The sequence below is a fragment of the uncultured Methanobrevibacter sp. genome (assembly GCF_902774605.1).
Lineage (GTDB): Archaea > Methanobacteriota > Methanobacteria > Methanobacteriales > Methanobacteriaceae > Methanocatella.
In genome coordinates, this window is sequence record NZ_CACYJE010000002.1 from 79,467 (window position 1) to 93,640 (window position 14,174).

10 protein-coding genes are annotated in these 14,174 nt (G+C 38.7%); 4 read left to right on the forward strand and 6 right to left on the reverse strand.

The features are described from left to right. Positions 1–65 precede the first annotated feature (65 nt). Entirely contained in the window at positions 66–4,046 is a 3,981-nt protein-coding gene (locus QZU77_RS00810; protein ID WP_295598570.1) for a hypothetical protein, read from the forward strand. Between the two features lie 129 nt (positions 4,047–4,175). After that, a complete protein-coding gene (locus QZU77_RS00815; protein ID WP_295598573.1) occupies positions 4,176–5,003 on the forward strand; it encodes a hypothetical protein in 828 nt (275 codons plus the stop codon). 13 nt (positions 5,004–5,016) lie between these two features. Here the strand turns inward: QZU77_RS00815 and QZU77_RS00820 are convergent, their stop codons facing one another. Genes QZU77_RS00820 through QZU77_RS00840 form a run of 5 tightly spaced genes read right to left on the reverse strand, consistent with a single transcriptional unit; the run spans position 5,017 to position 10,100 of the window. Then, on the reverse strand, positions 5,017–6,801 hold the full coding sequence (locus tag QZU77_RS00820) for a DNA-directed DNA polymerase (protein WP_295598576.1): 1,785 nt from the start codon (positions 6,799–6,801) through the stop codon (positions 5,017–5,019). Then, positions 6,802–7,824, reverse strand: coding sequence for an AI-2E family transporter (locus QZU77_RS00825; protein WP_295598579.1), 1,023 nt, complete (start codon positions 7,822–7,824; stop codon positions 6,802–6,804). A 17-nt stretch (positions 7,825–7,841) separates the two neighbouring features. After that, complete coding sequence (locus tag QZU77_RS00830) at positions 7,842–8,639, reverse strand: dihydroorotate dehydrogenase electron transfer subunit (RefSeq protein ID WP_295598582.1); 798 nt, start codon at positions 8,637–8,639, stop codon at positions 7,842–7,844. Next, a complete protein-coding gene (locus tag QZU77_RS00835) occupies positions 8,632–9,537 on the reverse strand; it encodes a dihydroorotate dehydrogenase (protein ID WP_295598585.1) in 906 nt (301 codons plus the stop codon). The genes QZU77_RS00830 and QZU77_RS00835 overlap by 8 nt, the downstream gene beginning before the upstream one ends. 20 nt (positions 9,538–9,557) lie before the next feature. Continuing rightward, positions 9,558–10,100, reverse strand: coding sequence for a glycosyl transferase (locus tag QZU77_RS00840; protein ID WP_295598588.1), 543 nt, complete (start codon positions 10,098–10,100; stop codon positions 9,558–9,560). A gap of 65 nt (positions 10,101–10,165) precedes the next feature. Here QZU77_RS00840 and QZU77_RS00845 point away from each other — a divergent pair, with 65 nt between their 5' ends. Together QZU77_RS00845 and QZU77_RS00850 are read left to right on the forward strand one after the other, a co-directional pair. Beyond that, a complete protein-coding gene (locus QZU77_RS00845) occupies positions 10,166–11,317 on the forward strand; it encodes an NOP5/NOP56 family protein (protein ID WP_295598591.1) in 1,152 nt (383 codons plus the stop codon). A gap of 3 nt (positions 11,318–11,320) precedes the next feature. Next, positions 11,321–11,962: a fibrillarin-like rRNA/tRNA 2'-O-methyltransferase gene (locus QZU77_RS00850; protein ID WP_295598594.1), complete on the forward strand. Its 642-nt coding sequence runs from the start codon at positions 11,321–11,323 to the stop codon at positions 11,960–11,962. A 183-nt stretch (positions 11,963–12,145) separates the two neighbouring features. On the opposite strand, the gene QZU77_RS00855 is transcribed toward QZU77_RS00850, so the two are convergent. After that, entirely contained in the window at positions 12,146–13,351 is a 1,206-nt protein-coding gene (locus tag QZU77_RS00855; protein WP_295598597.1) for an ATP-binding protein, read from the reverse strand. Positions 13,352–14,174: the final 823 nt, after the last annotated feature.

The following is a 14,174-nucleotide window of genomic DNA, read 5'->3' on the forward strand; positions in this document are numbered from 1 at the left end:
ATGTTATAAATATTCAAAAAATATTTGTACGCAAAAAAGATTTTCTTAAAAAGGAGGACAATAAAGTGAAAATAAAAAATTCTTACATACTGTTAATAGGAATAGCAATATTTCTATTGATAAGCATCGGATCAGTCTGTGCTAGTGAGAATGTCACTGACAACAGTGATGTCCCGTTAGCTGATGATGGAGCAGACGTTGTCCTCAGTAATACTAGTGATACTGAAGGAAACGTACCCGATGATACGCAAACAGAAAAAATAAATACAACTGTTAAAACCAACAAGGACAGTTATGAATTCAAGCAGGATTCAAATAAAACTGTCACAGTCGAAGTTAAAGATAACAAATCAAGCAATATTAATGTAAATAAAAGTGATTTATCTGTAATGAACGGAAATAAAAGCGTTTCATTTGATTATACAGGTACACTCATGACAATTACAGAAGCATTGCCTGTTGGAAACTACAATTTAACAATTAATTACTTAGGTAATGAACAGTACATTAATTCATCTAAAGTAATTGCCGTTAAAATATATGGAAACAATACAATCGAAACCGTGACAAGTGTTGTTTGCAATGGAAAAGATATTGAAATTCCAGTTAAAGTAAATGATGGAGTTGACTACATTGAATTAAATAAAGATAACTTCAACTTAACATTAATATATACTAATGAAACTGGAAACATAAGTAATTTAACAATTAAGGCATTTACTATTGAAAACAATACTATCAAATTCAATACAGACGTTACTTTAATAGCTGCAAGTTTGAAAATAGACTATGTTAATGCAACTGAACCAAAAACAGTTAACATTAAAGTCAGCACTCAAGTCAAAGCAGATAAAGACGAATACAAATTTAAATCAGAAGAGAATAAAACAATCAGTATCACAATCCTCGATGGTCAAGAAAATCAATTAAATGTTGTTAAAAATGATTTAAAAGTATTCGATAACGGAAATGAAATTGACTTTAAATATAACAATTCAGTTATGACCCTTACCTTAAATGAAGGAGTGCATAACTTAACAATCGCATACAAAGGTAATGTAACCTACAATGCATCAAACAGCAGCGCTATAATCATAAAAGTATCCGGAAACAATACAATCAACGTTCCTGAAACTGTTGTTAGCGAAGGTAAAACCGTAGAAATCCCAGTAACCTTATTTGACGGTTCTGAAAACATTGACTTAACCTATGATTTCACATTAAACTTAACCTACACTGACAAAACCGGAAACGTAACTTCCGCAGTCCTTTCAGCATATGATATTGTTGACGGAAAAATCAAATTCGATGTTGACGCATACAAATGGATTAAAGCAAGCGTAAATGTCAATTACGTTAATTCAACTGGATCTAAAAATGTTAAAATACTCTTAACAAGTTCAGTCAATGCAACTGCAGAAAACAAATACAGGAACAATGAAACCAATAACATAACTGTTACTGTAAAAGACAATGAAGGAAACGTGTTAAACGTTGCAAAAGCAGACTTACAAGTGCTTGACAATGGAAAAAACATTGCATTCACATACAACAATTCAATAATCAACGTGAACTTAGAGGATGGAGTGCACAATATAACCATTATCTACAAGGGCAATGACACATACGTTACCTCAAATACTACCATTGAACAGAAAGTTTACGGAAACGTCAGATTCAATCCTGATGCAGTCGCAGTATTAGATGACAATACACAAGTGACAATTACCATCAACCTCAATGATGGTGCCGATTTAGTTGACATCAATGAAACTAAATTAAACGTCACAGTATTCCGGACTTTAAACAATGTAACTACCAATCAAACTGTTGAATACGATTTAAACGGTCAAAACATCACTTTTGACTTAGATGCTGATTTCGATTCAGCATATGCTGTAATCAAATACAGTGAAGGAAACTTAACTGCAACAACCCAGATTAAAGTGAACACAGAAATTGATGTGGATAACGGCGCTTCAATCGTGACCCTCGGTGAAACTGAAGATAAAAATTTAAGAATCATAATCACCGGATTAACAGCCGATTCAGGCCATAACATCAATGTAACAAAAGACAATATCCAAATATTGAAAGACGGCAAAGCCCTTAATATTGATGTTAACAATTCCATTGTAACCATTAAGGATGCATTCAAATTTGGAGTATACAATTTAACCGTCAAGTATTTAGGAGACAGCACTTTCCTCGAATCCGTTAAAAACATTACTTTAAAAGTCTACGGCCTCAATGCAACAACCCCTATCAACGTCAACTCCTCTAAAAAAGGAGAAGTTAAGGTGGGACTCATTGTAGGTAACGAGACAGAAGACATGAATGTCACACAGATTCAACTTAACGTAACCTATAAAAACGGAAATAATACTGTAGTCATCCCTGTAACCGTGGACAAGTATGAAAACGGAACATTATACTTCACTCTTGAAAACGGCAACTTCACAACTGCAACATTAAACATCAAATATGACAATACCGAGAAGAATGTTACCCTAAACAGGATCTACAATGCCAAAATTGTAATTGTCAACAATGTCAATGAATACAGAACCGGTAACTTCACATTCAGATTAGTTGATGCTGACGATGGATCCAACATTACCGGAAAAACCATTAAACTGACCACTGTTGGAAACATCAGGGCAGGATTCAGTGCAACCACTGACGCTAACGGTATTGCATCATTCAAGACAATTAACCTATACGAGTTTAACAACAATGGAGTGAATGGTGGATCAATCAGCTTAAGCCAAATCGACTTGGACGTTGGAAACCACAGCGTTGATTTAGAATCCGACGGCAATGTTAAAGCAGCTAAAGTCACAACCAACTTAACAATTACCCAAGGACACTTCAAAATAGTTGTTGACCCATATAAGGAATACTTCGGAACCGACAAGCCTGTAACCGTAACAGTTACTAACTCCTTAGGAGAACCTGTTCCTGGAATCATTGTAAAATTAACCATTGATAAATTGAGTGGAGAATATTACCTTTACACTAACACCAGTGGAGTTGGACGCATTTCCATATACAACACTGAGACTAAAAGCGGATTAGTTGGTGGAAATTACGTATTCACAGCATCAAACAATGATACTAAAAACATCGCTCCAACCAGTGCAAAAGGTACCGTAACAGTTCTTAAAATCCCAACCACTATCAGTGCTAAAGATGTGACCGTACAGTACAATACCGGAAAAACTTCAACAATAACCGTCAAAGACAAGAACGGTAAAGCAGTATCCGGCATGTACCTGCTTGTAAGATTATATGCTACATCCAAGAAATACAGTGATTACTTGTTCCAAACCAACAGCAAAGGTCAAGTAACATTCAGTGCTTCATTAGATGTGGGCAAACACAAGATGATCGTTACTTCCGCAGACAACAGGTATGACGCTAAACAGGTGACAAAGACCATTACAGTCAAAAAGATTAAAGCTAAACTCACTGCTAAGAAAGTAAATACCTACTATAAGGCTGGAAAGTACTTCACTGTTAAGTTAACCAATGCTAAAAACAAGAAAGCGGTCTATGCTGCTGAAGTGAACATCAAGATATTCGTGTCCAAAAACAGGTACTACAACTACAACGGCCAAACCGGTATGAACGGTCAATTGAAACTATTGCTTGACAGTTTAAAACCAGGAACCTACAAGGTTGAAGTGTCAAGTGCATCAAACAAGAACTATGATGCTAAGAAAGTCACATCCAAGATTGTGATTAAAAAGGCGCCAGCCAAATTAACTCCTAAAAAATTAACCGCCAAGAAAGGTGCTAAAAAATACTTTAAAGTCACTGTTAAAAACAAGAAGACTAAAAAGGTAATTAAAGGAGTTAAAGTTAAAGTTAAAGTTTACACTGGTAAAAAGGCAAAAACCTATAAGATTAAAACCAACTCTAAAGGAATTGCCAAACTCAGTGTCAAGAAACTTAAAGTTGGCAAGCACAAGGTTGTTGTCACATCCGCCGACAAGTATGTTGTTGCTAAAAAAGCAAAATCAACTATTAAAATTAAAAGATAAGAGAATCTAATTTCTCTTAACCCTTTTTTCTTTTTTTTGTTAAATTTTAAATACGATATTCACCTAAACTATTTTTATATATTCATAATATACGGAATATATACCGATTAAATTAGGAGGGTGAATTAATTGAATTTGAAACATCTATGTTTAACATTCCTAGTATTATGTGCTCTGATTTTAAGCGTCAGTGCGATTTCAGCTGCAGACAATTCAACAGATGATATCGTTGGCGAATCAGATGATGTTCAATTGGAACAGAATAATGTCGAAACAGCAATTGCCGCTAATGACAGTTCATTAAGTTCAAAAAACACATCAGATACTGCTAAAGACACTACCAACACCACATCAAACAAGACAATCGCTAAAAAGCTCAAGGCCACTGCGCCAAACGTATATAATACCTATAAGAAAAAAGGATCCTTCAAAATCACCATCAAGGATTCGAATAAAAAGCCGATGAAGACGGTTAAGATCAAAGTCAAGGTTTACACAGGTAAAAAGTCAAAGACATATACATTGCAAACAAATTCCAAAGGCATTGCAACATTAAGCACCAAGAATCTTAAAAGGGGAACTCATAAAGTTATCATTTCCTCTGCAAGTAAGGCATATTCTTTGAGCAGAAAGGCATATATTCATATTGGAGTCAAGAAGTCCCTGACCCTTAAATTAGGAAAGACAAAAAAATTTAAAAATGGAGATTATTTCCGCTTCTTCAAACAAAGCAGAAACGGGCAATATTACAAGGGAGTGTATGTTGAAAACCTCAGAGTATACAAGGGCAACTTGGATGGAGCCAAAACCCATCATCTCCTAAAGGCAAAATACACTTTCAAAAACATTAAGGGAATGACCATAACCAAAACCTCAACCAGCAACAACATGTGCAAGACCAAACTGATCATTGGCTATGAGCCTGTGAGCGCAAAAATAACATACCTTCAGGAATAAGAATCACGTATTCTTATTCTTTCTTATATTTTGCATAAAAACCATCAGTATCCGCATATATGGTGTAGAATCCATACTCTTCAGCTTTTTTTATGGAAGACTTGATGTACTGCCTTCCCCAGGATGTGATGGCCTTTGCGCATTCGAAGGAATACCATCTGAAGCGCGGAAAACCATAGATACCATACATGGTATTCGCCAACCTCTTTATGGCCTGCTGCTGTACGTTCAAGGAAATCTTTTCCTGCGGGTCGGTCGATGCCTTCATCTCACGTTTTATCCTGAATCTCTCCTGCAGTATCTTGTCGATGACTGACGGGATGAAACCCTGCGGGGACTTCTTGAACTTGATTCCGTGTTCAGGGGAAATGTTATACTCGTCCTCGTTTTCAATCTCGCCCAAGGTCATGACGTCCGGTGAGATGTTTTTAGAAATGATAATGCTCGGATACAGGCTTCTGAAGTCAAACTGAACCAGATTTTCATGCAATCCCTTCTCAGGCTCCTTAACGTATCCCCCCTCATTGTCCTCAGCAGAGGCACGGTCTGCGAAGTTTGACCCCTGCTTGTTGGGCACAACCTCATCGTCAAAGTATGCCTGCTTTACTAAAAACCATTCCGCCTGCTGACCTGTGGCCATACGTGAAACGTCAAACAATGGCTGGCCGATTATACGGGTCAATTCCAGGTTCAGCGGAAGTGTCTGCTCTGCAATCTTCAGTGTTGAAACCACATCGTCAAGGGAGTAGTCAAATAGCTTGTCCAGCTCCTCTCCGCCATTGTCCCAGAACTGCCATATGCGCTCGCCGGGAACATCGATTTTCTCTTCGCCGAAAAGCTCATAGTAAACCCTTTCAAGAGTGTAGCGGTCAAGTGTCATGTACCTGCGCATCACAAGGTACAGGTCAACATGTATCAGCCCCTTGAAGGAGGCTGCATTCGCATATCCCCTTCGAATGAACTTGACGGCGGACTCGTCCATTCCAATGTCGAGGTCAACGTCCAGTATCTTTGCGCGGTCCTTGAGGTATGGGAAGTCGAAATTGTCGGAGTTGTATCCTACGATAATGTCAACGTTATTGTCCTTGATGATTTTAACGAATTCCTCAATCATCGCCTTTTCAGAATCTACCTGGTTTACGAAATCATCCCTCTCGGGGGAGTTGGTTTTTGTGGATATCACCTGGTTCAGGCCGAAGTTGCTTGCAACACCAATCATGATGATTTCATCCTCCTGGGAGTCGGGCATCCCATGAGGGTTTCTCACTTCCAAGTCGAAGCTCAATATGCGGAACTTCTGAGGGTACTCTGGAACCCTTTCGAGTTTCTCGGTTAATTTTATGATCTTCAGGTCCTGCTTGGTGGAGTCAAGGTCCATGAATGATTCGATTTCCTCACCTATGGCCATGACCTCGGTCATAGGTATCACGTCACGGTCCATGAGGTATCTTCTGTAGAACGGTATGTCGAATTCCCTTATTTGAATCACCGTTTCAAGGTCCCTTAAAGCGTCACGGTTCTTGGCCAATTCCTGAGGGTGCTTGAATGTCACCTTTATGAATTCCATCGGTATTTGGAAATCCTTCTTTGTCACCTTTTCCACACGGGTCACATCGATATTGTCCTGGATTTCCTGAATGCACTCATCGATGTCGTCGCTCACCACGTACAGGTATGGTTCGAAGGTGTCGTCAATCAACACAATGTTCTTATCCTCCTCCTTTGAGAATAATCTTATAACCGGCTTTCCCTCATATGTAACGTAATCTATATCAAGTATAACAACATTTCTCTGCATTCAACCCTCTCCTAAAATGTATTCCTTCCTGTAGCTGTCAAGCACTGCATAGGTGATTCCAAGTATCAGCGGCCCGACTATGAATCCGACGATTCCATACACCAGCGGTCCGGATAAGAACCCTATTAATAGAATCAGCGGATGAATGTCTGCGTAGTGGCTGGACAGTGCTGGCCTTATGTACATGTCGATTGTGCTTAGGAAGAATCCGAACAATAGCACGATTACGGCTCTTGGATAGTTTCCGGCCATTATGTCCATGAAAAACAGTGCCCAGTAGATTGGCCATGGTCCGAAAACCGGTATCAGCTGCAGTATTCCAGTAATTACCCCCAGGAATATCCCATACGGATAGCCCAATAATGAGTATCCTATAGCTGCGAATATTCCGATTATCACTGATGTGAGGAAATGCCCGTAGAATATGCTTCTAAGCACGTCCTTGACTGACTGGACGGTGTTGTCGAAGAATTCCTTTGAATCGTCCGGCACGAAATCCCTCATGAAGCTTAAGCACTTGTCCCCATCCCTCACGAAGTAGAACACTGAACATACCAATATAAACAGGTCAAGGGTAATGTTCATGAGGCTGCCTGCAAATTTCACGAGGTAGTTCAGTAGGTATCTGCCGATTTCATGCATGGATGAGTTGATCTGAGATGATATTGAGTTGATGTCGATGCTCCATGGCAGGTACGCGCTTACCGATGACAGCGTTGCGTTGATGTCCGTTGCTGAGTTTGTTGCCAGAAAACCTGACAGCATTCCTGACAATTCGAATACTATATATGCAATCAGCAGTATCAATGGTATCAGTATGACAACCATTGCAAGCAGTATTGAGATTGAGGAGTATTTGAGCTTGGACTGTATCCGGCGGGCAACCGGCCTTACGCCGTAGGCGAGTATTGCTCCCAGGATGACCATGTTCAAGACTGGGAATATTATCATTGAGGAAACTACCAATAGGAATATTACCAATAGTATTGGCGGCGTCAGGTATTCCTTAATATCCCTTCCCATTTCAATCCCTTTTCAATTTAGTATTTCACGCCTGATGCGTCACGGCGATACTTTGCAAACTCGGTTATCTTTTCAATCTTATCGTTCTCGAATACCGGTCCTTCAACGCAGATTCTCCATCCTTCGCTGTCAACGCAGCATTGGCCGCAGACTCCCAGGGCGCATTTCATGTATCTTTCAAGGGAGTATTGTGCTGGGATGTCGGATGATTCCAGTATTTCGAAGATTCCCTTCATCATTATCTCAGGGCCGCATACGAATCCGTAATCGTAAGTGTTGTCCTGAAGCAAGTCCTCGAGGCAGTTTGTTGCAAATCCTTCAAAGCCATAGCTTCCGTCATCAGTGCACGGGTTGACGTCAACGCCAATGCTTTCCAATGAGTCCAAAAACAGTAGTTCATCCTTGGTTTGGGCCGCTGAAATGACAGTGATATCATTATCCCCTGCCAAATCACTTGCAATCGCATTGACTGGGGCCATTCCGACCCCTCCGCCGATGGCTATGATTTTCTTGCCCTTGAATGAGTTGTCAAAGCCGTGACCGTAGCTTCCCCTTACACCTATCTTATCACCGACTTCGAGCTCATGAAGCTGTGATGTGAACTCGCCGATGTTTTTAACTGTTATTGCAAGCTCGTCATCGTTGATTTGTGAAATGGACATTGGCTTTTCATTGCTGAAGTTCCAAATCATCAGAAACTCGCCGGGATTCGGTTTGCCCAGGGTTTCAAAATCCCAATCGAACTTGAATGTCTTGATTGTTGGTGTTTCAGTGATTATCTCTTTTATCTCTACGATTTTAGGTTCATTAATCATGTGCAATCCCCACCATTTCATCAATTGACTTGTAGCCCTTATCGGTCATGAAATTCTTTAATCCTTCATTTATTTTACCGAAGACTTCAACGCCCTCATCCATGATGGCGGTTCCAATCTGCACTGCACGGGCTCCGGCGAAGATGAATTCGACAACATCCTCGAAAGTGTATATTCCGCCGACTCCTATCAATGGAATGTCCACTGCCTCGTAGACTGAGTAGACGTTGCGTATCGCTATTGGCTTGATAGCCTTTCCACTCATTCCCCCGAACTTGTTTGACAATACGGGTTTTGCAACATCGATGTTGATTTTCATGCCTGGGCCGAGAGTGTTTATGAGTGACAGGCAATCAGCACCCGCATCCTCACAGGTCCTGGCGATTTCGGTAATGTCGGTGACGTTCGGTGTCAGCTTGGCGATGATCGGCACGTCACTTGCGTCCTTGGATGCTGAGACTATGGTGTGTGACAAGTCGCAGCTTTGACCGATTGACGCTCCGTAGCCTTCCATTGCATGAGGACATGAAATGTTGAGCTCTATCATGTCAACGTATTCCTGCACTTCCTCGACGAGTGTTGAAAACTCATCCGGGTTTGCCCCATAGATTGACGCTATCACCACGTTGCCGCCATGGTCGATTTTTTTAAGCTCCTCCCTGAAATTCTCAACGCCCGGATTTGACAATCCAATGGCGTTTATTATTCCCCCTTCAACCGCAACGGTTGTAGGGTTTACGTATCCCGGGTGAGGGTTGAGTGAAAATGACTTTGACACCACTCCCCCTGCACCTGATTTCAATATCCAATTCATTGATGAGGCGTTGCTTCCCATTATTCCGGCCGCCAGCATCAATGGGTTTTGGAATTCAACTCCACAAACATTAGTTTTTAACATATTATCAACTTTGTAATTAATTACTTATTAGTTTTTGTAAGATTGTCAATGATTTCCTGATACTTTTCATTCTGCAGTTTTAAACTGATTATGTTGGTCTTGTTGGATTTGACTATTTCCTCATTGGACTTGGTGAGATTGTTAATCATATCATCCTGTTTTTCAATAATCAAGTCCTTTTGATGCAATAGTTCCTCGTACTGTTTAGAGATTTTCCTCAACTGGATTTCAAGCTCCTCAGAGGTTGTCTTGATTTGACTCTTGTAGTCGTCAACCAATGTCCTCAGGTACTTGACCTGGTCATGCTTATCATCAATGATGGCATCCTTTTCTGCTAGCTTTTCCTGCAAATCGTCAAGCTCCTTGATTCTTGCCTTGTCATAATCTATCTTGGTGTCGAGCTTATCCTCCAGGTTCTTCTTCTCATACTTCAGCCTGGTGGAGTACAGCTTAAGCTTGTTGATTTCCTCGTTCTTGCTTTCAAGCTCCAATGCCAGCTCATCGATTTCGGCACTTTTCAGTTCAATCTCATTTTTCAAATCTCTAAAACTTTGCTTTGACATACATTTAATACTTTAATATTTCATCATAAAAATACTTATTAAAAATAAAATGAATAACATATCTTATGGAATGCTATATAACTTATTGTGTTAAGGGCTATTTCGCCTTTAACAGTGAAAATGAACTGATTTGTGAGAAATTGTTCCCTGAAGATGAAATAATCGACAGGCTGGTTGACATAAACAACAAGCAAATCGTGAGTGAGGAATTGGAAATCATCAATGAACTCAGCGAGGATTATGATGAGATTATCATAGAGTCAAACAAGAGGCTGTCCGATTATGATAACGATAAGATAACCATCAAAAACCCCAATCCTGCCGGAGAGTACTTGAGAAGCAATTATGAAGAGTTCGATTTGGATGACGATAGCTTGAGTGCAATCTATCAAAACCTTGCAATCTACAGGATCAAAAAGGAATCTGCCAGTGAGGACAAGCACCTGATTCAGGCGATCAATTCCATTGATGAGATTGACGAGAGTATTTCAAAGCTTATCGAAAGGATTCGCGAATGGTATGCATTGTACTTCCCTGAAATGGATGTCATCAAGAACAATGAAACCTACATCAGGCTGATTTCCGAAAACCTGAGCAAGGATGAAATCGTCAAGGCAAAGCCGGAAGCATTCCCCAACAACATAATTGACCTTGAGGACGACATCAACCCCGAAGACCTTGAAATCATGAACAATTACGCCAAATCCATCCATGAGCTGCAGAAGTCACGACATGACATTGAGGATTACATTGACCACAAGATGGAAAGCATTGCGCCTAACCTCAGGCTGCTTGTGGGACCTACATTGGGCGCAAAGCTGATATCACATGCCGGTGGAATAAGGCGCCTTGCAATGTATCCTTCAAGCACCGTTCAGATAATGGGTGCTGAAAAGGCACTGTTCAGGCACCTTAAAAGCGGAGACAGGCCTCCGAAATACGGATTGATTTACCAGCATCCACAGGTGAGGGGCGCCAAATGGTGGAACCGTGGAAAGATTGCCAGGATGCTTGCAGGAAGAATATCCCTTGCCGTCAGGCGTGACGTCTTCACCAAGAGCTTTGACGAGAATGTTGCAGACGAGTTCAAGCAGAATGTTGAAGAGATAGAGAAGAACAATCCTTTTCCAACCAAGACCACTAAAAAAAGAAACGAAGAAAAGGGAAAACGCAAAGGCAAGAAGAGAAAAGGCAAGAAAAAAAGGAAGAGGAGGTAGAGCATGAAAGTTTATTTTAAGGACGACAACGTTGCAACCAAAAACCTGACACCCGGAATATCAGTCTATGGAGAGGAGCTGATACAGGAGGATGAGGAGTACAGGATATGGAATCCTAGACGTTCAAAATTGGCAGCTGCGCTTTTAAACGGTTTGGAAAATCTGGAGCTTGAGGAGACTTCAAAAGTATTGTACCTTGGCGCTTCAACCGGAACCACCGTTTCACACATTTCAGACATTGTGATTGACGGAAGGATTTATGCAGTTGAGTTTTCACCGACCACTGCCAAAAAGCTAGTTCGGCTTTCACGTCAGAGACCTAACATTGCTCCGATTTTAGGCGATGCAACCAAACCCAAAGGATATTTGAACCTTGTTGAAAAATCAGACCTGGTATACTGTGATGTTGCTCAGCCAACACAGACAGAACTGTTTATGAGAAACATGAACCTGCTTGCAAAGGATGATGGTGTTGGTCTTTTAATGATTAAGGCCAGAAGTATTGATGTTGTGCAGAAACCTAAAAAGATTTTCAAGGAACAAGAGAGGAAATTGAAGGAGAAAGGTTTTAAGATTATTGAAAAAATTAAATTGGAACCTTACGAAAAAGACCATATTGCCTTGCTTGTTGAGAAAAATTTTTAAAAAAAATAGCTTGATTTTTGGGTGACAATCAAGCAGAAAATAACTCTGATAACATTAAAAAATTACTACAAAAATCGTCAATTAGTAATACTTAGATAGGTATCAAAATATATCAAGCTTTTGATACCTCACCAATTTAATAGTTTGAATTTCATCCTAAAAAAAAACTTGACACATATTTTTTTAAGTTAAAACTTCACCCTCATTCGCCTTTATCATGAAATATGTGAAGTACAAAATATTGCTGAATTCATATTCTCCACTGTTTTTAACACCTATCGAATTCAATATGCCGATTTTAATCATTTTTGCTAAGAAATTGCTTAAAACACCCTTTTCATCATCGGACAAATACTCCTCCAATTCAGATTTCTGAAAACTGTAAATCTGATGCTTGCCCAATTTCAAAAGAATATTAATGTAATGTTTAGATCCTATTCTATTTAAGTCCGGACGTATCTGTTTGCTTCCAAGTTCATTAGCTGCATTTAAAACTCCAATTGTTGCAGTTTCCTTTGTTATGATTTCACCATCTGATTTCCAAAATACCGCATCACCAATATGCTGCATCATTAATGGAGATCCTTGAGAAAACAAAACAAGTAGTTCCAGCGCATCATCTTCACATTTCATCCCCACACTATCAAATGCATTGATGAAAAATTCACGAACATCAGTGTTTTCAAGACTGCTAATTTCCTCATGGTGGAATATCCTGCCGAATGACAAGTCTTGCAATACAAGATTGTCGAATTTTTCCGGATACCCTGCAAATAAAATATATAAAGGCAATTCAAATGAGCCGTCAACTTCAATTGTGTCTGCAAATCGTTTATACCAGTTTACAAATTCTTCCTGTTGGGACAATCCGTTGATATCATCAATCACCAAAAAGATACAATCGTAATCATCAAACTCATCATTAATCAACTCATTTAATATATAATGAAAACTGGCCACCAAATCTCTTGATGTTTCTTCATCCGGCTTGAAACGGATTTTAGTGCCCATGAATTCAACGCTTTCAATACTTCCAAACAACCCTTCAAAGTTTCTTTCAAAAAATCCTTTTTCCACATTGTTTAGGAATGCTTCAAATATAGAAGTTACAAGATTTTCCAGAGAATGCTGACCCTTATTGGAAACATAAATTCCCAAAGCATTTTTATTGTCTTCAAGGTATTGCTTGACAAATTCTGCAAGAGAAGTTTTACCTATCCCCTTTTTTCCAGTCAAAAAGAAATGCTGCACATCACAGTTACAGGCATTGTTATAATATCTTAAAATCTTTTGAATGCTTGCATGTCTTCCTTTAAAAAAATACGGAGAAACTGGCTTACCTGGTTGAAATGGACTTTCACGGTCAATGCTTAAATCAAAGTTCATCATTTTATTCCTCCAAAAATCTTTTCTAATTATTAATATATCCAATAAAATATTAAAAAGTTTTGAAAGTGCAACAGTGTGCAAAATCACAAAAGCTTTATGAATGAGAGGAACCTATCCAATTTGAAAAAAAATCAATAAAAAAAAAGGAATCGGCAAAATCAAGGTTAAAAACCTCAAAAAAGGAAAATACAAAATTAAAACAAGTTATGAAAAACTCAAAAACACTAATACCCTAACAGTAAAATAAAAACACAAACAGATAGACCCCTCACCTAAAAACCCCTTATTCTTTTTTATTCAAAGATTATACTATTTTTAAACACAATCCAATCATCATACAATGGAAACTACCACAACCAATAAAAAGTAACCATTCAAACAACAAAAACAATAAAAACCAAATAGCCACATTAAAAATAAGGTCTTCACACATCAAAAAAATTCACACAAAATGAAAAAACAGAAAATTTACCCAGATATTAACAAAAAAGTATACAAATGATACTTCAATAAATAATCAAATACCTTAAAAGTATACAATCAAAAGATCCGAAAAATACACACAAACAAAAAAGACAAACACAAATATTCATATCATACACCAAACACAGACAACATAACAAAGACTAAAAACAAAAACAGATAACTTTAAAAAGAAAACACCCCAGAAATTATTTAAAATTAATCAAAAAATAAAACAAAACCACCATAAAAAAGACAATAATGCAATACCCATACAAGAAAAATTATTAAAAAAAATCAAGTGAAAATCAAGTGATAACAAGTGAAAAAATACCTCTGGGAAAATTAAAAAAATACTACA

Bases quoted from the DNA above. Each gene is read 5' to 3' on its own strand.
- QZU77_RS00855 (WP_295598597.1), bottom strand. From the start codon at position 13,351: ATGATGAACTTTGATTTAAGCATTGACCGTGAAAGTCCATTTCAACCA.
- QZU77_RS00830 (WP_295598582.1), bottom strand. From the start codon at position 8,639: ATGATTAATGAACCTAAAATCGTAGAGATAAAAGAGATAATCACTGAA.
- QZU77_RS00820 (WP_295598576.1), bottom strand. From the start codon at position 6,801: ATGCAGAGAAATGTTGTTATACTTGATATAGATTACGTTACATATGAG.
- QZU77_RS00845 (WP_295598591.1), top strand. From the start codon at position 10,166: ATGGAATGCTATATAACTTATTGTGTTAAGGGCTATTTCGCCTTTAAC.
- QZU77_RS00825 (WP_295598579.1), bottom strand. From the start codon at position 7,824: ATGGGAAGGGATATTAAGGAATACCTGACGCCGCCAATACTATTGGTA.
- QZU77_RS00835 (WP_295598585.1), bottom strand. From the start codon at position 9,537: ATGTTAAAAACTAATGTTTGTGGAGTTGAATTCCAAAACCCATTGATG.
- QZU77_RS00840 (WP_295598588.1), bottom strand. From the start codon at position 10,100: ATGTCAAAGCAAAGTTTTAGAGATTTGAAAAATGAGATTGAACTGAAA.
- QZU77_RS00850 (WP_295598594.1), top strand. From the start codon at position 11,321: ATGAAAGTTTATTTTAAGGACGACAACGTTGCAACCAAAAACCTGACA.